The organism is Roseimaritima multifibrata, assembly GCF_007741495.1.
GTDB classification, from domain to species: domain Bacteria; phylum Planctomycetota; class Planctomycetia; order Pirellulales; family Pirellulaceae; genus Roseimaritima; species Roseimaritima multifibrata.
The window spans coordinates 3,999,511-4,020,413 of the sequence record NZ_CP036262.1 but is presented as its reverse complement, the minus strand read 5'-3'; the positions used below and the strand labels follow the sequence as shown (position 1 = coordinate 4,020,413).

General features: G+C 55.0%; 15 protein-coding genes. 6 read left to right on the top strand and 9 right to left on the bottom strand.

Annotation, left to right across the window (positions count from 1 at the left end):
* Positions 1-206 precede the first annotated feature (206 nt).
* Entirely contained in the window at positions 207-2,399 is a 2,193-nt protein-coding gene (locus FF011L_RS14550; RefSeq protein WP_145352387.1) for a sulfatase-like hydrolase/transferase, read from the bottom strand.
* Between the two features lie 408 nt (positions 2,400-2,807).
* On the bottom strand, positions 2,808-4,904 hold the full coding sequence (gene glgX, locus FF011L_RS14545; protein WP_145352386.1) for a glycogen debranching protein GlgX: 2,097 nt from the start codon (positions 4,902-4,904) through the stop codon (positions 2,808-2,810).
* A gap of 526 nt (positions 4,905-5,430) precedes the next feature.
* Between glgX and purM the strand changes: the two genes are divergently transcribed.
* Positions 5,431-6,507: a phosphoribosylformylglycinamidine cyclo-ligase gene (gene purM, locus FF011L_RS14540; RefSeq protein WP_145352385.1), complete on the top strand. Its 1,077-nt coding sequence runs from the start codon at positions 5,431-5,433 to the stop codon at positions 6,505-6,507.
* Between the two features lie 41 nt (positions 6,508-6,548).
* On the opposite strand, the gene FF011L_RS14535 is transcribed toward purM, so the two are convergent.
* Both FF011L_RS14535 and FF011L_RS14530 read right to left on the bottom strand, forming a co-directional pair.
* On the bottom strand, positions 6,549-7,001 hold the full coding sequence (locus FF011L_RS14535) for a hypothetical protein (RefSeq protein ID WP_145352384.1): 453 nt from the start codon (positions 6,999-7,001) through the stop codon (positions 6,549-6,551).
* Entirely contained in the window at positions 6,994-8,589 is a 1,596-nt protein-coding gene (locus FF011L_RS14530) for a HEAT repeat domain-containing protein (protein ID WP_145352383.1), read from the bottom strand. The genes FF011L_RS14535 and FF011L_RS14530 overlap by 8 nt, the downstream gene beginning before the upstream one ends.
* Before the next feature lie 332 nt (positions 8,590-8,921).
* Here FF011L_RS14530 and FF011L_RS14525 point away from each other — a divergent pair, with 332 nt between their 5' ends.
* Both FF011L_RS14525 and FF011L_RS14520 read left to right on the top strand, forming a co-directional pair.
* On the top strand, positions 8,922-9,176 hold the full coding sequence (locus FF011L_RS14525) for a hypothetical protein (protein ID WP_145352382.1): 255 nt from the start codon (positions 8,922-8,924) through the stop codon (positions 9,174-9,176).
* Positions 9,177-9,243: 67 nt separating this feature from the next.
* Positions 9,244-10,056 (top strand): TatD family hydrolase, encoded by an 813-nt coding sequence (locus FF011L_RS14520; protein ID WP_145352380.1) that lies wholly within the window; start codon positions 9,244-9,246, stop codon positions 10,054-10,056.
* Between the two features lie 688 nt (positions 10,057-10,744).
* On the opposite strand, the gene FF011L_RS14515 is transcribed toward FF011L_RS14520, so the two are convergent.
* From FF011L_RS14515 to FF011L_RS14495, 5 genes are all read right to left on the bottom strand, one after another.
* On the bottom strand, positions 10,745-11,911 hold the full coding sequence (locus FF011L_RS14515) for a hypothetical protein (protein WP_145352378.1): 1,167 nt from the start codon (positions 11,909-11,911) through the stop codon (positions 10,745-10,747).
* A gap of 417 nt (positions 11,912-12,328) precedes the next feature.
* Positions 12,329-12,736, bottom strand: a complete 408-nt coding sequence (locus FF011L_RS14510) for a PH domain-containing protein (protein ID WP_145352376.1) — start codon at positions 12,734-12,736, stop codon at positions 12,329-12,331.
* 59 nt (positions 12,737-12,795) lie between these two features.
* Entirely contained in the window at positions 12,796-14,001 is a 1,206-nt protein-coding gene (locus FF011L_RS14505) for a 2,3-bisphosphoglycerate-independent phosphoglycerate mutase (RefSeq protein WP_145352374.1), read from the bottom strand.
* A 53-nt stretch (positions 14,002-14,054) separates the two neighbouring features.
* The gene (gene trhA / locus FF011L_RS14500) at positions 14,055-14,756 is read right to left on the bottom strand and encodes a PAQR family membrane homeostasis protein TrhA (RefSeq protein ID WP_218932636.1); all 702 of its coding nucleotides are present in this window, start codon (positions 14,754-14,756) and stop codon (positions 14,055-14,057) included.
* Between the two features lies 1 nt (position 14,757).
* Entirely contained in the window at positions 14,758-15,486 is a 729-nt protein-coding gene (locus tag FF011L_RS14495) for a zinc ribbon domain-containing protein (protein WP_145352371.1), read from the bottom strand.
* A 135-nt stretch (positions 15,487-15,621) separates the two neighbouring features.
* Between FF011L_RS14495 and FF011L_RS14490 the strand changes: the two genes are divergently transcribed.
* The 3 genes from FF011L_RS14490 to FF011L_RS14480 all read left to right on the top strand — a co-directional run bounded on the left by FF011L_RS14490 (position 15,622) and on the right by FF011L_RS14480 (position 20,828).
* Positions 15,622-16,233 (top strand): NUDIX hydrolase, encoded by a 612-nt coding sequence (locus FF011L_RS14490; RefSeq protein ID WP_145352369.1) that lies wholly within the window; start codon positions 15,622-15,624, stop codon positions 16,231-16,233.
* 113 nt (positions 16,234-16,346) lie between these two features.
* On the top strand, positions 16,347-18,917 hold the full coding sequence (locus tag FF011L_RS14485; RefSeq protein WP_218932635.1) for a prolyl oligopeptidase family serine peptidase: 2,571 nt from the start codon (positions 16,347-16,349) through the stop codon (positions 18,915-18,917).
* Between the two features lie 144 nt (positions 18,918-19,061).
* Complete coding sequence (locus tag FF011L_RS14480) at positions 19,062-20,828, top strand: glycoside hydrolase family protein (RefSeq protein WP_145352365.1); 1,767 nt, start codon at positions 19,062-19,064, stop codon at positions 20,826-20,828.
* The last annotated feature ends 75 nt before the right edge of the window (positions 20,829-20,903 follow it).

Below are 20,903 nucleotides of genomic sequence, written 5' to 3'. Positions count from 1 at the left end.
CTGGGACTGGCTCCTGTTCCGGGGGCTTCACCCCCGGCAGAGATTGTGTCGGCCCTTCGGGCCTGGAAAGCATCGGAGACTTTTGGCTCTCCTGAGATAAGCCTGGAAGGCTGGCACAATCTCCACCGAGGGCTGCCAAGCCCCGGTGGATGCGCAAGGATAAAAGGAAGGCCCGATGGCTCGTTGCTGGATGTGGCTAACGAGTCCTATCGTTGGCCGTAGACTGGCGGCGTCCAATCTTTGGGGAGTTTTCCTTGCGGACGAACGCCGACCGATCCGGCTGGGATCGGAGCCTCTTCGGCCGAAAGCAGTGGCATCACGTCCGGAAGATGTTTGATCTTAAAATCCTTGTACTGAATCTTCATCGCCGGTCCGACGTGGACTTGGACGGCCAACACCCCTTCTAGCGATCTTCCCTTTTCATCCAGGTCGATCAGATCGGCTGTTGGGTGTCCGTCGATCCAGTGACGATGATGATTACCCTCGACGAGGACGCGGTAATCGTGCCACTCATCGGGGGCGAACTCTTTGACGGGCATGTGATCGACGATCCACGGCTGGCCCGCAGGATCGACGATCACCTTTTCGCCCGTGTGAGAAAGGATGCGGCGTCCTTTCTCTTCGTACAACATACCGTTGTATTTCGGGACGTTGGCAACCACGTCGCACTGGTATCCGGTCACCACGTACAGTCCTAGATCAGGCCGCGAAGTCCCCCGGTATTGCAGACCGCTGTTGCCGCCTTTGGTCACTTTTACTTTAACTCGAAGGTCAAAATTGCGGATCGTTGATGGAGTCCAGGTAATGAACTGATTCGCTTTTAGCGAGCCATCGGTGACGCCTGTTAACGCACCATCTTCGACCGACCAGTAAGCACTATCGCCCGCCCAGTTGCGGAGGGTTTTTCCGTCAAACACAGGGACGAAACCGTCCGATTTTTTACCGGCGTTGACGCCGACCATTGCGGACGATTCTGGGTACGGAACGGTGGAGGGATTAAAGCGATTCAGAGGAGCCAGCGGGCCACCAAGTTCGGCGACTCGATCGGTCGTCCGCTTCCGCATCGCAGCAAGTGTTTCGGCATGCGCCGGGTCATGAGCCAGGTTTTGCAGTTCGTCTGGGTCGTTTTTTAGATCGTGCAGGAATTCATACTGGTCGTTGTCGAAGTAGCGAACGTACTTGAAGCGATCGTTGCGTAAACCTTCAAAGGCAGGGATTCGGTTGCGAACCGCAAAGTGCTCGTGGAAGGTTTCGGTACGCCAGTCCGCTGGTTTTTTGCCAGCGACAATCGGTTGCAGGCTTTGCCCTTGGTATTTTGCAGGGACAGGAACTCCGGCCCAATCCAAGAAGGTGGCTGGTAGGTCAAGGTTCAGGGCGGATGCGTCGCTGACTTGCCCCTGAGCCTCTTTCGGGGCGCGAGGGTCGGAGATGATCAGCGGAACACGAAGGGCTTCCTCATAGTGAGACCATTTGCCGGCCAAACCACGGTTCGCCATGTAATAACCGTTGTCGGCCGAATAGACGACGATGGTGTTTTCGGCCAATCCGCTTTCTTCAAGAGCGTCCAGGAATCGACCGATTGCATTATCGATCCCCGAAACCATTCGATAGTACGCACGCATGTTCGTTTGGTACTTTTCGTCCGTATTCCATCGCCAGAAGTAGCGTTCCCGGTTGATCGTCGTTTTTAGAAAATCGGGCAACTGGGAAAAGATCGTCGCGTCGTTCAAACGTGGCGGTGGGATTTGAATATCTTCATACATTCCGTTGGTCGATTCAGGCCACGGGAAATGCCCGATTCCGGGCCGGCGGTCGCTGTCCTCGGCATGACAAGCGTTGAACCACATGTTCAAAGCAAACGGTTGGTCGCTCGGTTGATTTTGCAGGAATTCGATACCCCGATCGACAATCAGGTCGGTTTCATGTCGAAGAGTCCCGTCCGGCTGTTTCTTGTAATAAGGGTTGCGGCCAATCGCTTCAAATTGATCGAAGTGGCTTTCTCGTACAAATCCTTTGGGCATTTTCGCATGCCATTTGCCAAAGTAGCCTGTCCGGTAACCCTGTTGGCTAAGCAGATCGGTGTAAAGCGTTTGTGCCGCGTCGGGACGGGTTTGCTCGGGATTCGTTGGCGTTCCGTAGCTCCGCCCGGTCAGCCCGGTCAGAATTGTCGTCCGGCTGACCCAGCAGATGGCTTGGCTAACACAGGCATTGTCAAATCGAGTCCCACGGGCCGCGAGGGCGTCGATGTTGGGAGTCTGGATCAGCGGATTCCCATAACAACCGACGGTACTGGTCGTTTGGTCATCTGCGAAGAAAAAGACAATGTTTGGGCGATCCGCCGCCTGTAGGCTGGCGGTCGAGAACAAGAGTAGGATCAGAAGGTTTCGAAGCGTTTTCATGGCAGGTGGGACTAAAGGAATGGGAGCGTATGGAGCTTCATTCTAATTCATTTAGCCAGTGCCGTGCCTGCGGTTATCAAATACTTCCGGGGGAGATGCCCAACGCCGGGGCTGCCGCGTATTTATCCGCCGACTCGCGTTCAATGCCATCTGCTTTTTTAGCGGAACGGCGCGAGCCGTCCGGCAAGCGCTCGGAACACAGGATGCATTTGCCGGACGGCTTGCGCCGTTCCGCTAAGAAAATTACCCGCAGATGGCAAAGTAGAAGGGATAGCGCTCGCGCCGTGCCGCTAAGAAGTTTGCAGGCAATTTGCCATCATCTGCCCGGTTTGAAATGCCGCTAGCGGACGGCCTGTGCCGTTCCGCTACTTTGCCTGTTCTTCTGCACGTCAACCGGAATCCGGTTGCCTAGCTGTTAACCGTTTCGCTGACGTAAACTTGCATCGAATGGTATGGCATTGCCACGATTCGGTTGCTCGGAGGGTGGGGGCCTGGTTCATCGACAAAGATATCGTTTGGCGAAGTGGCGGCGGTATCCAACATTAGATTCCAAGCCATCCCGCGGCCGACATCCGGAAGCAAGAACTCACGCGGTTGTCCCGTCGAGTTGAACAGCATCAAGACGTCTCTTCCCTGGCAATCGGCGTCTTCCGATTTTGGCGGAGCTGCCAAGTAAGCCACCATTGCCAATTCCCCTTGTCCCCAGTCGAGTGGCGATCCATCGGGAGCGTACCACGAGACGTCAGGAATCAGGCGACCGGTTGTTGGTTGCCCGGTGAGGAATGAACGTCGGCGAACGGTTGGCTGTCCCAGGCGAAACTTAATCAGGCCTTGGGTAAAGCGAAGCATTTCCGCGTTCTTTTCGACCAGTCGCCAATCGAACCAGCTGATGTCGTTGTCTTGGCAGTAGGCGTTGTTGTTGCCTCGCTGCGTACGACGAATTTCGTCTCCGCTGACCAGCATGGGAGTTCCCTGGCTGAGCAGTAGAGTCGCCAACATGTTTTTGATTTGGCGGGTGCGAACTTCGCGGATACCTTTGCGACGCGTCGGCCCTTCAACGCCGTAGTTGTCACTACAGTTGTTGTTGTCGCCGTCACGTCCCTCTTCACCGTTGGCAAGGTTGTGTTTGTCTTTGTAGCTAACCAAGTCATTCATGGTGAACCCGTCGTGGCTAGTAACAAAGTTAATGCTACTTGCGGGGGCTCGGCCACTGTGCTGATAAAGGTCGCTGCTACCGGCCAAACGTGTCGCGAGGGCTCCGAGCGTTCCGGAATCGCCACGCCAAAATTGACGGACGTCGTCGCGATAGCGACCATTCCATTCGGCCCAACGACTGCCCGATCCAAACGATCCGACTTGGTAGGCTCCGGCGGCATCCCAAGCTTCCGCGATGATTTTGGTGTCGGCCAACATCGGATCTTCTGCGATCAGTTCAACCATCGGTGGATTCGGGACAAGGTTGCCCGATTGATCACGACTGAGGATGCTTGCCAAATCGAAGCGGAATCCGTCGACGTGGTAGTTATGCACCCAGTGCCGCAGGCAATGGAAAATCATTTCGCGGACGACAGGATGGTTTCCGTTGACCGTATTTCCGCAACCGCTGTAGTTTGCGTAGTACTGTTTGTCGTCTTCAAGGATGTAGTAAACGCTGTTCTCTAGACCTTTGAAAGACAACGTCGGTCCGTTTTCATTTCCTTCACAGGTGTGGTTAAAGACCACGTCCAGAATCACTTCGATCCCGGCAGCATGCAGTGCCTTGACCATTTCTTTGAATTCGCGGACCTGGGCTCCCGGAGTCGTGTCGGTTGCAAAGCCACGGTGTGGTGAGAAGAAGGCCATCGAATCGTAGCCCCAGTAATTGGGACGAGACGATTTCTGACCCATCGTATCCATGATTGGGAATTCATGGATCGGCATCAATTCCACTGCCGTTATCCCGAGAGACTGCAGGTAGGGAATCTTTTCGATGACGCCTAGGTAACCACCGTTCGCATCGACCTTGGCGGTTCGGCTTTTGGTGAACCCACGGACGTGCATTTCGTAGATGACCGATTCATCCAGAGGACGACGGATGTGTCGGTCCCCTTCCCAGTCAAAGTCATCGTGAACGACGACACACTTCGGTGGGCGGACGACTCCGTCCTCTCCCTTCTGGAAGGTGCCGGCGAGGGCTTGTGCGTACGGATCGATCAACCGAGCGGACGAATCGAAACGCTGCCCTTCCGCTGGGTTCCAAGGGCCGCTGGCCTGAAAGTGGTACAGTTGGCCATGTTTCAGACCTGGAACTTTCATGCTCCAGATGTCACCCCAGCGATCGGAGTCACGATCAAAATCGATGATTTCCGATGGTTCGCGGTCCGTGACGCGATTGTATAACAGTAGTCGCATCGCCGTAGCGGAGCGACTGAATACGGAGAACTGAACGCCATCCTCTGATGCATTTGCGCCAAAGGGAGTCTGGTAGGCGAATTGTAACTCGGGATGCGGGTGACGCATTAGCATATAGCAGGTCCTTCTTTCGCTTTCACGTGAACGTGATTAGGGTTGATAGGAAACCCTACACGCGCCCCAGGATTTAGCCGCTTTACACGGAAAAATGCTGGGCAATTCCTTTACATGAGGTGCCTGAACTGCCGTCTAGCAGAGGCGTGCGAAAGAGGCCCTCCTTTTCGATAACCGAAAGTGTTCCGATTGAGGGCTCTGTAGGTCCGAAATCATTCGGCAGGCGCCTTCAAAAAATCCGCTTAGAGTCTAACCGCTGAGCAGGTGCCCCCGCCGGGAAAAGTGGTAAATTTGGGCAGTCTTGGCCATAAAGGTAGATTGTTGTCCCTAGATATGGTTTTAGGGAGCCCTTCCCTCTGCCGTCAGGGGGCCTGCAATTGGCTCGTCGCTGGGAATCGAGCGGCTCAGGAAAAAACCTTTGAATTCCCGCCCTCTCTTGATAGGGGCCCTACATGCAATCAATCGTTTCTCCTGGCATAATGCCCGCAATCATTCCTACCCCAACTTTTCTCGCTCCTGGACTGTCATGGCAGCCACTTATAAAGATGCCGGAGTCGATTTGGACTTATACGCCCAATCGATGGGGCGACTGCCCTCTTTGATGCATCGGACTTTTAGCCCACGCGTTATCAACAGCGACGGGGGGTTTGCAGGCCTCTTCCGTCTGGACTTTGAAGGCCAATTGTTCTCGCGCCGCTACCGTCAGCCGATTTTGGTCAGCGGTACCGATGGGGTGGGGACGAAGTTGAAGATCGCCCAGCAGACCGACCGTCATGCGACGGTCGGGATCGATTTGGTGGCGATGTGCGTCAATGATCTGCTCTGCACAGGTGCCGAGCCCCTCTTCTTCCTCGACTATGTCGCGATGGGACGGGACGATCCCGATCGACTGGAAAAGATTGTTCAGGGAATCAGCGACGGATGCCTGCAGGCAGACAGCGCGCTGCTCGGCGGCGAAACGGCAATCATGCCCGATATGTACGGGACGGATGATTACGATCTGGCTGGTTTTGCGGTCGGAGTTGTCGAACAGAGCCGATTGATCGACGGGCACCTGATCTCGCCGGGAGATGTGGTGCTTGGTTTGGCCAGCAGCGGTCTGCATTCCAACGGTTTCAGCTTGGTCCGTAAAATCATCCAAGACGCAGGGTTGGGCTGGAACGATTCGCCGGATGTGTTTGAAGGCAGGACAATCGCCGAAACCACATTGCAGCCCACGCAGATCTACGTGGCGGCGGTTCGCGCCGTACAAAGCCATTACCGCGTCAAGCAAGTCTTGCACGGGATCGCTCATATCACCGGTGGCGGACTGGCTGAAAATCTGGGGCGAGTGATGCCTGCGGGCGTCGATGCTCTAATCGATCCAAACGCTTGGACCCCCCCTGCTGTCTTTTCGTGGTTGCAGGAACTGGGGAATGTCGAACCAGCCGAAATGGAGCGAGTCTTCAATATGGGAATCGGAATGACGATGGTGGTTAGTTCCTACTACGCCGCCAGCGTCCGTGAGCGGATCCTCGCGGCCGGTTTTGACTGTTTCCCGATTGGCGAAATCGTCGAGGGAACGGGCGAAGTCCGCTATCAGGATCCTGCAGCGAAGTCTTGAATTCGTAGAAAGTCGTAACCGACGTTTTTCGGCGGCCATCGCTATCTTTTTACTTTGTCGCTTTCAAATATTTGTCGCTTTAGCTGGCCGATCGCTTCACGCTCGGCAATGCTGAATTGAATCTGTTCACTGGCTTTTTTGACCGCTTCGTCAAAGAGCCCTGGGGCGGTGAATAGAAGTCCCGGCGGCGATACCTCCGCGGTTTCTGCGATCGCCATCAATAGGAGGAGGTGCCCGCCACGGATGCGATGCGCGCGGCACAGTTCGCGCAGCAATCCTTCCCCCGTGTTGATTACATATTTGGGGCGATTGTTGAACTGATAGACGCTGTACCCGGCGATCGCAGCGATGATCGGTACCATTAGCAGCGCGTAGTAGGCGATACTTGAGCGGGAACTGGAGTTCTGGAAATGGTATCCCAGGTCATTGATGCGACCATCGGCCAGCAGATGAAAGCCGTGTACGACCATTTTGGGGATCAGGGAATCAATCAATGGAATCCCCCGTCTGGAGGTTGAGGTCAGGGTTGGTCCGTTTGCGGAGGGCAAGGACCGCCGCATCGCGAATCGAACTGTCGGGGCGCATCGTCAATTCCAGCAACGCATCGAGCGATTCGATATTCGAAGCGGTCCCAAGGGCACGGGCCGCTCGGATTTGAGCTTCGACATGATCGTTATGGGCGATGTGAACCAACGAACGGCTAAACTCATCGGCTAAACCAAGTGCGACGACGCCGCCGATCGCTTCCAGGCGTTTCAGCATCACCGGGTGGCGCATCTGACCTTCAATGACGTGAACAAAATCCAAATCGACGATCGACATGACCTTCCCCAGACGGCGGCGAACGCTGGGGCGATACCGCCCCAATTGAGGCAGAAGCTCGGTTGCGTGCAGTGGTTTCAGTAGCGGACGAAGCATTTCTGCCAGTTGTGGGTCTCGGTTCTGAATGATCGTCAGAATTCGAGTAAGGACGGCGACGTCTTGTTCAAGGCTGCTCCCCCGGCGAAAGTCGCTAACGGGTACGGCCGCTTCGCCGGGAGGTCGCCACTGAATGGCTGCTTGCAGGAGACGATCCGGATCGAGCGGCGGGAACCGATGCAGGGCAGCGAGCAAACCGCTTTTCAGCGATTCACTTGCCGGAGGTAATAATGCCAGGATGCGTTCCAAGGCGGCAACGTGATCCGTTCCCGCGATGCCTTGCATGATGGCCAAGATGCAGCGGGTGCGAAAACTTTGGCGTTGAGTCTGCAGCGGCGTCAGTTGGCAACAGGAAGGGATTCCGATTGCGACTAGGTTGCGAATGCAATTGGGTCCGGGATGAGGACTGATTGCGGAGAGCAAAGATTCGCGAAAGTTTTCCCCGGACCGGCTGCGAATGAGATCAAGCACATCGATGTTAGCGCGTGACCGCTGGAGGGCGCTGCAAAGGAGTTCGCAAATCCCACGTTCATCACTGTTCTGGAATCGATCCAAGAGCAGTTGACGCTGGTGCGAATTCTTCGCGAACTGACTGGAGAATTCACTATCGGTCCATTTGCTGGCGACAAGGAAGGCATCGACGAGAGTCTGCTGTTTGTGGCTGGGATAGCGTCTGGTCGCTTCGGCCAGCGATCGAATCATGGGGCCACGAACGGCGGGCCGGTCATGGTCACTTCGCGCGGCTTTGCCTTGAGTGCTTGCCATCCGCATCACCACCAATGTCGCCAAATTCCGCGAAGGGCCGTCTGGCTCGGTTTCAACAAGGCCGACCAAGGTGGGAAACATTGAATGAATTTGTAGGGCTTCAATGATTCGGATGGCGATCAGCGAAAGGGCCTTATCGTTGTCGGCAAACGCGATGTGCAGGGCGTCACAAAATCGAGGCCCCACATTTTTGATTCGCTGACGCTGATCGGGAACAAGGTTTTCCCAGTTTTGGATCAATCGGAAATTGGCTTCGACCGAATCCCGATTGCACAACGCATCGACCGCCAACCCACGGACACTAAGGTCCGCCGATGTTAGCGCAGGCGCCAACAACGATAACGAAGCCTCATTAGGCGTCGTGGCGAGAATGTCGAACGTGAGCTCTAAACCGTTCATCTTGACGGAGACTTGGTTTGAGGACGCGGCTGGAATCACACCTTGTCATTCCTGGGACCATTACGTGAACTAACGAAATGCCGCTTCAGGCTGTATCGATCGCCTGACCGGAAAAGTTGACCGATCCGGCAAGGTTTCACGCGGTTCGAGATATCGATGCCGGTATATTTGGCTCGATCGGATTATTCGATCGCTCCATTGTGGTGGACTGCAGGACAATGGATGACCGAGTATATTGATAGAAGGTCGTCAACGAGTTTGGCGGCCAGATATTTGCAGCGGTGGATGGTCCAGTCGCTGGGTTTACTGCATTGTTTTAGTCTGTCATTGCCATGTCTTCGCCCGCCGATGCCGCGTCGTTACTAGAACGTCATTTTTTGGAAGTTCGCGCTCGATTGTTAGAGGTCGGTGCGACATTGGATCGACTGGAACGCGCAAGCGGCAGCGTTACCGACGACCCCCGCGCCGAACAACTGGCGGAAGCTTTGAAGATCCTGACCGATCAGGAAGGACAAAGAGCCGAACGATTGCAAAGATTGTTTTCGCAACCATACGATGCGGACTGGCGGACCCAGTTGAAGGTTTGACCATCCACAGACCTTTCTCAAAGATCATTCTTCCCTTCCTTAATACCTTTGCATAATCGTACCGAGCATGGACTATATCGACCCGCATATCCACATGGTATCTCGTGTCACCGACGACTATGCGACGCTTGCCAGGATGGGATGCGTTGCCGTCAGTGAACCAGCTTTCTGGGCCGGTTTTGACCGAGGAAGTGTGGATGGATTTCGCGACTATTTCCATCAGCTGACCGCGGTGGAAGGAAAACGTGCGGCTCAGTACGGGATCCAGCACTTCACATGGCTGTGTATCAACGCCAAAGAGGCTGAAAACGTTGAATTGTCTCGTGAAGTGATCGCGATGATTCCTGAATTCCTTGACGCTCCAGGAGTCTTGGGGATTGGGGAAATCGGTTTAAATAAAAATACGCGTAACGAATCGATCATCTTCCTGGAACACATGGAACTGGCGATCGCCCATCAACAACCCATCCTCATCCATACCCCGCACTTGGAAGACAAGTACAAAGGGACGCGGATGATTCTGGATATGTTGAATGGGGATTCACGAATCGATCGCTCGCGGGTTTTGGTCGACCACGTGGAAGAGCATACGATTCAGGCGGTGCTGGATGATGGTTACTGGGCCGGGATGACTTTGTACCCCGTTTCCAAGTGCACGCCTCAGCGAGCCGCCGACATGATCGAGATGTTTGGACCGGAACGCCTGCTTGCCAATTCGGCTGGCGACTGGGGCCCAAGCAAACCAACCGCTGTCCCCGATCTGATTTTTGAACTGCGGCAGAGAGGCCACTCGGAAGCATTGATCAAAAAGATCGTCTACGACAATCCGATCGAGTTCTTTTCGAAGAGCAAGAACTTTCAGTTTCAGCCTCGTTCGTAAAGGCGTTGGCCGGTTTTCGTACCGGATCGGCGCCAGCCGACCCGCAGATACACGTGGTTTCCACGACTGGTGCCGGACCGCTTACAGCGCGCCGATTTAGTGATTGTCGCCTTTCGCTCGGGTTGTGCGATAAATAAATAGTGAGTGTGGCAGGGAGAAAAGGCCCCATGCCAGCTTGCCTGGCATGAAGCCAAGATTTGAAATTAGTTCGCATGGCTCTAGAAAAACGCTTCCCGTTCGGATTGCCGCTTTCAGCGGCAATCCGAACGGGAAGCGAAAACCGTGGGGACAACCACCTCTAATTTCAAATCTTGCGTTCCTGTCGGGTAAACCGACGAGGGGACGTGGCGCTTGGATGTCTGGGCAGGTGCCAGCTGCTGTCAAACCGTCAACTTATATATCGCACATCCCCCGCGAAAGAACGCTCCCTTAAACCTTCTTTCGTGGGAATAGCCCGGAGGGCGGCAGATACTTGCCGGCGGCGTGAGCCGCCGGAGTGGGTATCGCGAAAAGAAAAGCCCAGCGGGCGACAGAACCATAATTGTCTGTCGCCCGCTGGGCTAAAAGCGTCCCGAGCAAAAGGCTGCGATCTTTCTCCGCATTCGATTCAGACAGCAACCCGCTTACGCTAAGGGGGGCACCTTCACTAGCGGTCCTTGCTAGTGAAAGGGATTCAGCTTGCTGACTTTTACTCGGTGCGAGCTTCGACAAGCATTCGCAGGCCGGTCAGGTAGCGGACGACATCTTCGGCTTCGACCGCTTCCCATTTGGTCGCTTTGTGGCGAAGGATCGCCAGCTTGAGGGATTCAACGGCGTCGCGTAGGTCGTCTGGCAGTTCGGGGAGGTTGCGGAACGGTTGGATTCGTTCGCCTTCTTCGACGCTCTCTCCACCTTCCGCTTCATCGGCAACCATTGTCGATCCGGCGGGATCGCTGCCACCGCGAGCCGGCATGTCGTCCTCTTCACCGAAATCGGGACCTTCGAAGGTTGGCCCCGCGGTGATGTCGCCCGGCTCGCCCTTTTCGTGCTCAGGCCGTCCACCCCCTTGGGCGGGCATGATGACGTCATCGTCCTCGTCGGCGTCAACGTACTCTTCGGCTTTGGGTTGTTTGTCGGCGTCGCCGCCGTTGGCTTGCCAGCGTTGGTCACGCAGCTGCGAAACACTCCAGCCACTTCGCATGGCGCCTTCAAGCCACAGCGGGGCATCTTCCCAGTCCAGAGCCGCCAAGAAGTGGCTCCAAAACAAACCTGGATACTTACTGTGTTCTTTCTCAAAACGATCGTGGACGCGACGCAGTCGCCCTACGTGTGGCGAAGTGACGCCACCGGCGCGACGTGCCCAAGCTTCGTCGGAATATTCGGTCGGATGGGCGCCTGCTTCCAGTAAAGCTCCACGCCATTCGCTGATGATCCGACCTTTTTCCCAGTTCGTTGAACTGACCAGTTGCTGCCACTGCCCCACAAAAGGCTCGCTGGTGGCATCGAACTGAGCTTCGTCGACGGAATCATCGAAAGCGGCGACAAATTCGGTGCGTTCTTCATCCGTTTCCGAACCGCTTTCGTTGGCGGGCTGGGAAGCGTCTGATTCAACTGGACTCGATTCTTCTTGCATTTCTTCCGCGGTCACGGTGGCGACAGCCGCTTCCGATTGGAATTCGGCAGCCGTTTCCGCAGCGGGGGAATCGTTGACTTCCTGAGTCTCTACGACTCCTTCAGAAACGGCATCTTCTTGGCTTGGTACGACTTCTTGAGGCACTGCAGGGGCTTGTTGGGGTTCTTCAGGCATCGCCTCGGAGGTGGTTTCACGAGGGGGAGCCGAGGGGGATGTCGATTCAGATTCTGACGGCGAAGGCATTGGAGAGTCCGACAAAGTCAATCCTTTGTGGTTCGTGGGAGAAGTACTTGAGTGCTCCACACACGCTAGCAGTCGGGCCGCCTGGATCGAAGGGCTTGAGCCTAAATTTATAAAAAGCAAACCAATCGCGGGTCGGATTGAATCGACAAGGGAAAACGCGCCGGTGGAAAACCTGTCGACCAACCCAGCAGGGTGTCCCACAAAGCGTCAATCGAAGCAATTTCCCCTCTGTAGGGCCGAAAACGAAACGCTCTAGGGGGCCGCAGCTTCCGTAGCTACCGTCGACAGGCGGTGGGGGCAGCTGCTTCCGCGGGGGACGTGCAATCGATACGTGACGTATTGCCGGTCCATCCACGCTCTGGCGAGCGTAGCTAGGTGCTACCGTCGCCAGATGGTGGTTCTAAGCGAATGGTTTCGTTATTCGTCGTCATCGTCTTGGGCGGCGACGCGGTGGGAATCGATCAAGGTTTTGATCTTATCGGGATCGGGCAGGCCGTTGACGTCGATTTCGATTCCCGACTGCCCGGAACTACTGACCGCAATGCGCCCGGTCCCCAGCATCCTTTGCAGAAGGGTCTGATCAAGCTGGACATTTCGTACGTCGCTATGCCAAACCTCCGTAATCGACCGGCTCAACCAGCCTCGGTGGAGCCGAGTGCGAAGATTGGTGACGGTCAATTCGGTGGAACGGCTGCGGATGTACCAGACGACCCAGATGATGATTCCGACCCCGACCAAACAAAGGATGAGTGTCAGGATGTAGGCGATCGGATGGTTCCGAAACATCGCAGGGGATGCGACATAAAGTTCTTCTTCTTCGCTCATCCGTATCAAACCTTACAAGGAAGGAAAAAACAGTCATTCCGACGTACTGACGCCGCTTGTTACGCTCCGTACTTGCCCATGCGTTCCGCATTGGACAGCGCGAGCAACATCAAGTATTTCGCTTCGAACTGCCCTAGACCGCCCGTGATGCAAGTCGATTCGGAAAAGGAATCATGGGGATCGGGACGGCAGCAATCACTGACCAGGAGGGTTGGCACTGGATGCCAGCTGTGGCTTTTCAGGTAAGCCGGCGTGCTGTGGTCGCCAGTGACGATCAGTACTTCGGGTTTCAGGGCCTCGATCTTGGGAATCGCAGCATCTAAATCTTCGGTTCGTTTGACCTTTTCAGCAAAATTGCCGTCTTCACCAGTGCTGTCGGTGTATTTGTAGTGCAGAAAGAAGAAGTCGTAATCGTCCCAGTTCTGTTTGAGGACTTCCATCTGTTCCTCAAGCGTTTGAGCATTCCCGACGATATCCATTCCGACCAACCGGGCGAGGCCCTTGTACATCGGGTAGACGGCGACCGCAGCGGCTCGCAAACCGTAGACATCGTCAAAGGTAGGGAGCGCAGGCTTGGCGGCAAATCCACGCATCGTGTGGAAGTTTGCTTTGGGTTGATCTTTGAGGATTTCTTTCGCTTGACGGAGAAATTCTTTGGCGACTTCGACTGTTTTCTTGCTGCCGGAATCGCGGGCAACGGGCTCAAGCGGTGGGACGCCGGTCGCTTGGGGATCGGTATCGTTGACCTCTCCACCTAGGCCCGGGCCTCGGAAAACGACAACAAATCGGTGTTCCTTGACAGGTTCGACAAAGATTTCAATCCCGTCGATTTTGATTTGCCGAAGGCTGATCGCGATCGGTGCACTTTCTTCAGTAGGGATGCGTCCTGCACGTCGGTCCGAGATATTTCCGTCTGCATCGAGGGTGCAGAAGTTACAGCGAATGGCGACGTCGCCGTCCTGCAGTTCGAATCCGATGCCGGTCGCTTCAAGGGCTCCACGGCCGATCTGATACTTCAATGGGTCGTAACCAAACAGGCCAAGATGTCCTGGGCCGCTACCTGGCGCAATCCCCGGTTTCACAGGAATACTGGCTCCTTGGACACCGTTCTTGGCCAAGCGGTCCAGGTTCGGCGTGACGGCGGTTTCCAGTTCGGTCTTGCCACCCGCCTCCATCGGCAGGCCCCCAAGGCCATCCCCGACCAACATCACGATTTTCGCTTTGTTTTTTACTTGCAGGCTGCGAGTCAATTCGTGCATGTCCATCGTCGGAAAGGCTCCTGTTGAAGGGGTTTTGTAAGATAGTTCGGACCGATGGTTTACCAAATACTGGCTACTTTCGGTAGTTGGCTGACCAGCGGTTGGACCACTTGATTGCAGATTGTCAGAAAGTGAACCGTTGCGGCAATCAAGACAAATAGATGCCAAATCGCGTGGTTAAAACGGCGGTGTTGGTCTTTCAGTAAGAAGACGACGCCCGCAGTGTATAGGATTCCGCCCATTCCCATCCCGAATAAGCACTCGATGGGGACTCGCGGGCCAAGCACAATTGCCGGAGCCCAGCCAAGAAAGAGGTAGGTCCAGGTGGTGATGCTGTGGACTCGATGTTTCATGAAGACTTTGGAAACAAACCCAAACCCGGCGACGGCCCACAAAAAAATGAGTAACGGAATTTGCCAGGGGCCACCAAACGCCCAGGCAAATGGGGTATAGGTCCCAGCGATCATCAAATAGATCGTGCCTTGGTCCCAAGCTCGCATTCGGTGCCGGCGGTAAGGTTCCCGGACGGCATGCGAAAGAGTCGAAAATAGAAAAACCGTCACGACCGAAGCCGTGTAGGTTAGGCAGGCAATCTGTCCGCCGATCGACATTGGCCGCGTCAATGCGACCATGTATGCGAACCCTGCCAGAGCGATTACGCATGATGCGCCGTGAGTAACCGTGTTGGCCCATTCGTCGCGAAGCGGATCATTAAAAACGGGAGGGCCGCCCGACCGCGGCTCCGGCGATGCATCGCTCACGCTATCGATTCAGTTTGCGGTCTTCAGGCAAGTAAATCCAAGCACCACAGGCGGCGCAGACAACATGGTTGTTAAGGTACAGTTCGTTCATGATTTGAGGTGAAAGCGTTTGGTAACAACCACCGCACGATTCGCCGTCGGCAGGAGCCAAACCGTCTTCGCCTTTGGCCTTGATGATGCGTTGATATTCCTGACGCATATCCGGAGGAAGTTCTTTTTCCACTTCCGTCAATTCGGCTTGAACCCGTTCCAGATCGGGAGTGATCAGGGCGGTCCGTTCTTCGACTTGTTGAGTCAGCGCAACATGCTCTTTTTCGCGAGCGACCAAATTTTCTTTGACGATTTCGGTTTTTTCGACCAGTTCATCAATGTGCTCAAGCGCTTCCAGAATTTCGTCGCTAAGGACTTCGTTCGCTTGCTTGTCGGCAGCAATCTGCTCTTTCAAAGCGTCGAATTCGCGGTTGCTGGAGGCGGTATTCAGTTTCGCCTGAGTATCTTCGACTCGTTGCTCGCGAGTTTTTAGCTGCAATTGCTTGTCATCTGCCGCGAGACGTGCTTTTTTTAATTTTTCGGCGGCGTCGGTGCAGGCCTTCTCGCAGGCGGCAACCGCTGCTTCACCCGCCTTAATTTGCCGCGGCCCACGGCTCAGACGATCCTTTAGATCGTTGATCTGGCGATGTAACCGGTGTAAATGTCGCAGAAGATCGGCGGCACTTTTCGCTTCCGACATGGGGGTTCTTTCAGAAAAGCTAGCGTAATGACGTTCAACATGTTATCTACAGGTTCGGATACGGGGGACGAATTTGCAAGGACCCTCTTTTCGGCACATGATTCTTGTTGATGGATTCCTTCGCGAGCTTTTCTGATGAATGCCCCTATTCCTGTTGCTGAGTCTTTTCATTATTGCCCTCGTTGTGGGACGCCCCGCGAGGATGCGTCCTCCGAGGACGGTGCTGCGGAGGCGGTCAAGACGAATCCCGGTCGATCTTGTAATCCGTTCCGCTGCCATGCCTGCTCGTTTGTCTTCTATTTTGGCCCGGTAGGAGCGGTGGGAGCAATTATTGCTGACAAACAGGACCGAATCTTGCTGATTCGGCGAGCCAAAGATCCTGGAAAAGGACAATATGGATTGCCCGGTGGGTTCGTCGATCCGGGTGAACGAGCCGAGGAGGCACTGCGGCGTGAAGTCTGTGAAGAGTTGGGGTTGACGGTCCTTTCGATGAACCAGTTGACCACATTCCCGAATACCTACTGCTACAAAGGAGTCATTCTGCAGGTCCTTGATGTATTCTATGTCTGTACGGTGGACCCGAACGAAGTGGTTCGGGCGGATGATGTCGAAGTAACATCCTGGGAATGGGCGAAATGCAACGAGAAAACTCTTTCGCAAATGGCTTTCGATTCCAATCGAAAGGCGCTGAAAGTCTTTCTCGATGGAGACGCAAACACCGATCGCAAAAACAACGCTCGCTGCTGAATGCTCGAATCGTCTCGGTCGATCAGGCAAAGTCGATCGCTCTGAATTTCCCCGCCCAGAACGACTCGGCTGTGAACGATTCGCCTCGGGCCCGTCGGAGCCGCGCCTTCTCGATGCCTGCGTTCCTTTTCCTGGTGCTGTGCTTTGCAGCCGTCCAAGGGGGCTTCAGTCAGGCAAACATTCAAGCTCAGGGAACCGAATCGCAGTACCGCTGGGTTGCCGAAGCGGGACAGAAACTGCGTAATCAAGTTCTTAATGAACGCCCAATCTGGAACTGGGTCGGTGAGCGTGACGAACATCTGTGGTTCTATCAACAAACCACGTCCCAGGCAGGGAACTTCGTTTGGATCGATACCAGCACCGGAAATCAATCGCCCCTGTTCGATCATCAGACGCTTGCCGCTCAGTTGAGCGAACAAGCGGAACAAGTTGTGGAACCGACTGCCCTCCCCTTTCGGAAACTTGAATTTGGCGAGGACTTGAATCTGGTCCGGTTTCGGTTCGCGGGCAAAACATGGGAATTCGATCGGCAGCAGTCGATCTTAAAGAACGCGGATGTGGATCTAAGTGGAAAATCGCTCAAACCGCTTGAACGCCTGCGGTATTCGGAAGGCGGCGGTGAGCAAACCGAATTGACGTTTGTGAATCAGCTTGACTACCCCGTTCGATTGGTGTGGATTGCTACCGATGGCTCAAGGGTCGAGTACGGGAACCTGGACGCTGGCGCAAGTCGGTCTCAATCGACTTACGCCGGACACGTTTGGTTGGTCACTTCCCAGGCCAAAGAACCTGTTGTCGCCGTTCAGACGCCCAGTTATTCGGCTCGCTTTGAAATAACTTCCGATCAACAGGCTCCGGCACCGCGTCGGTCGTCGGGGAAACAAAGGGACAGCAAACAAGATCCAACCGGACGCCGTGAACGCAGCCGCAACGCAGCGCTATCGCCCGATGGACTCAAACGTGTTCGTTTTGAAGAGAAGAATGTCGTCCTGCAAGTTCGCAGTTCCGAATCGGAGGAGTGGGCATCCCATGTGTTGTCCGAAGATGGAGTCGAGGGTGATGGTTTTGGTGGGCGGATTTACTGGGCCCCAAACTCACTCCACTTTGCCGTGCTGCGGACCAAGAAAGCGGAACGTCGCCAGGTCACGATCATCGATTCGGCGCCCGATGATCGGTTGCAGCCGGTCTTGCAGACGTTTGACTACACGAAACCAGGCGATCCGCTGGACCATCCGCAACCCTACTTGGGATCGGTTGCATCGTTAAGCCTTTCGCGAATCGATGATGCGTTGTTCGCCAACCCGTTCGCGCTGAACGAGTTTTCCTGGCATCCAAATTCTCAGACGTTTCGTTTCTTGTTCAATGAACGCGGGCATCAACGCCTTTCGTTAATCGGTGTCGACGCCGAATCGACTCAGCCCCGCGTGATCGTGGAGAACCACAGCGACACGTTCGTCGATTACGCTGGGAAACGGTTTCTGCACTATCTAGATGAAGCCAACCAGTTGATTTGGATGAGCGAACGGGATGGCTGGAACCACCTTTACCTGATCGACCAACGGACCGGCGATACGGTGCGGCAGTTGACGCAAGGTGAGTGGGTCGTACGCGGTGTCGATCATGTCGATGACAGCGCTGGCAGTATCCGCATCACGGCGGGCGGATTCTATCCCGACCAGGATCCCTACTATCGACACTGCTTGATGGTCGACTTGGAAACCGCAAATGTCACCCCTTTGACCGCTGCCGATGGTGATCATCGCTGGGACGATTCCCCGGCGAAGAAGTTCTTAATCGCGCGGCATAGCCGCGTCGACCTTCCGCCTATTTCGGAACTTCGCCGCAGTGATTCCGGTGAACGGGTTTGTCAGCTGTCGGCTGCCGACGCATCCCCGTTACTGGAACGAGGCTGGCAACCACCGGAACGATTTATAGCGAAAGGTCGCGATGGCGAAACCGATATCTTCGGCGTGATTGTTCGTCCCCATGACTTTGATCCCACACAGAAGTATCCCGTTTTGGAATCGATCTATGCGGGGCCACACGCGGCATTTGTGCCGAAGGAATTTGGTTTGCATCGTGGGCTAGCCGATCTGGCAGACCTTGGTTTCATCGTCGTCAAAATCGATGGGATGGGGACGTCGTATCGATCGAAGGCATTTCATGATGTCTGCTGGAAGAATCTAGCGGATAGCGGATTTCCCGATCGGATTGCCTGGATCAAAGCGGCAAGTAAAAAGCACCCTGAAATGGACCTGACGCGGGTCGGGATTTGGGGAGGATCTGCTGGCGGTCAGAGTGCGCTTGGGGCGTTGCTGAACCACGGCGATTTCTACCACGCGGCCGTGGCGGATTGCGGCTGTCATGACAATCGAATGGATAAGATCTGGTGGAATGAATTGTGGATGGGGTGGCCGGTTGGCCCCCACTACGCGGAGCAGTCGAATGTGACTCGGGCTTCGCACCTGGAAGGGGACCTGATGTTGACCGTCGGTGAACTGGACCGCAATGTGGATCCGGCAAGTACGATGCAAGTCGTCGACGCGTTGATCAAAGCGGACAAAGATTTTCAGCTGATTGTTTTCCCGGGCCGCGGCCATGGCGCGGGAGAAAGTGCTTATGGAAAGCGGCGTCGAGCCGATTTTTTTGTTGAAAAGCTTTGGGATCGGCAGCCAACGCGATGATCGCAGGCACTTGTCGAATATACTGGTTCTTCTAGGGCATCGGGAATTGGTTCCCATCCGCCCTACCCCGCCTCTGGATCGGGTAGCTTATTCGCTATCCGTTTCTTCCTACCTGCTTCATTCGCTTCACGGATTGTCTGTTTCATGCGATACCCTCCTTGCGCGTTCTTCTTGTGCCTCGCAGTGTTATTCGGAAATGTTTTGTCCGCTGCGGACCTAACCGTTCAACAACGGCAGCGGGTTGCTGCTCCCGAAGCCCACCAAGCGGTCGCTGTCGATGCAGCTTCTTTCTTTGCGATTTCGAATCAAGCGATCACCCGCTACGACAAATCGACCAATGAGCCGTTGGTTGCTTGGAAAGCCGAAGAAGACGCGGGGATCAAGCATTTAAACAGCGGAGTCGTTGTCGATGGGCGTTTGTACTGTGCCCATTCCAATTGGCCCGCGACGCCGCTCAATAATACGATCGAGGTTTTTGACGCCGAGTCGCTCAAGCATTTGGAGTCGCTTCCCTTTGAAAAATCCACAGGGGCGATCAACTGGGTCGATCGGCATCGCGATTCCTGGTGGGTTGTGTATGCGTTTTATGGAGCGGACGAAGCTGCTCGCACAAAACTGATTCGTTATGACGACGATTGGAAACCGATCGCAGAATTCACGTTTCCTGAAAACGTGGTGAAACGATTTCTGCCCAACAGTAATTCGGGCGGATCGTTTGGGCCAAACGGTCGGTTGTTCGTCACCGGGCATGACCACCCGGAACTGTATGTGCTAGATGTTCCGGCGGAAAGCGGAACCCTTACCTACAAAACCACGATTGCCGCTCCGATTACCGGTCAGGGAATTGCCTGGGACCGAAGTGATATCGGGACGCTGTTTGGAATCGATCGTCGCCAGAAGGAAGTCGTTTCGATGCGGTTGTCGCACTCGGATGAGTACGCGGAACTGCAACGATCGGTTGAGTGGATTCGGCATCCCGACAATCCCGTGATTCCTCCTCGTGAGGGTGAATTTGATTCCTATCGCTGCATGAATCCATGGGCGGTGCGTGAAGGGAATCAGTACCGTGTTTATTATTCGGGTGCAGGCGCCGATCGCAAGCAGCGATTGGCATACGCTGTGGCGGATGTCGATGATCTAACCGACTGGAAACGTACGGAACCTCTGTTCGATACGGGTGCTGCTGGGGCTTTTGATGCACTGTGGTGTGTTTTGCCCCACGCGATCCAGACCAAGGACAAAGGTTGGAACCTTTACTACACAGGCAATTCAGGAAAGGGGGCAGGATTAAGTGCGTTTCCTGGAATTGGAGTGGCAACAAGCAAAGATGGACTGAACTGGAAACGCTATAGTGAACAGCCCGTGTTGTCGCGCAGCATGAAACATGGCGACCCCGACGCGATCGGGATCGCTGGTGGGTCGGTACAACGTCTTCGGCAAGAGGATGGGACGGAGAAGTGGTTCTTCTACTACACGGGATGCCCGACAATCGGGACTACCCATGAATTGCATCAACAGAAAACCATTTGTCTTGCCGTTTCCGATGATGGGATCGAGTGGACCAAAAAAGGCGTGGTCATGACTCGCAATCCTGACCGAGATTACGAAAACATCGCCGTTGCCGGGCCGGTTGTCCTGCAAGATCCGGACGGGTTGTTCCGGATGTGGTATTCGGCAATCGGGTCACGTCATATGTACTATTCGATTTGTTATGCCGAATCGGACGACGGCATTCATTGGCGTCGAGGCCCTGAAGTGGGGGACAATCTTCAGTTATTGCCAACCGGCAACGGATGGGAAAAGCAGATGGTCGAATATCCAAGCGTATTGCGTGAAGGCGATCACCTGCGACTGTTTTACTGTGGCAACGGTTACGGACGCGCAGGCATCGGAACCGCCGTCTCGAAATAAGTCTCCTCTCCCAAGGAGGGATAGGCTGGGGGATGTAAAATCTATTGGTGACGGGTTCCCGGTGGGAACCACCGC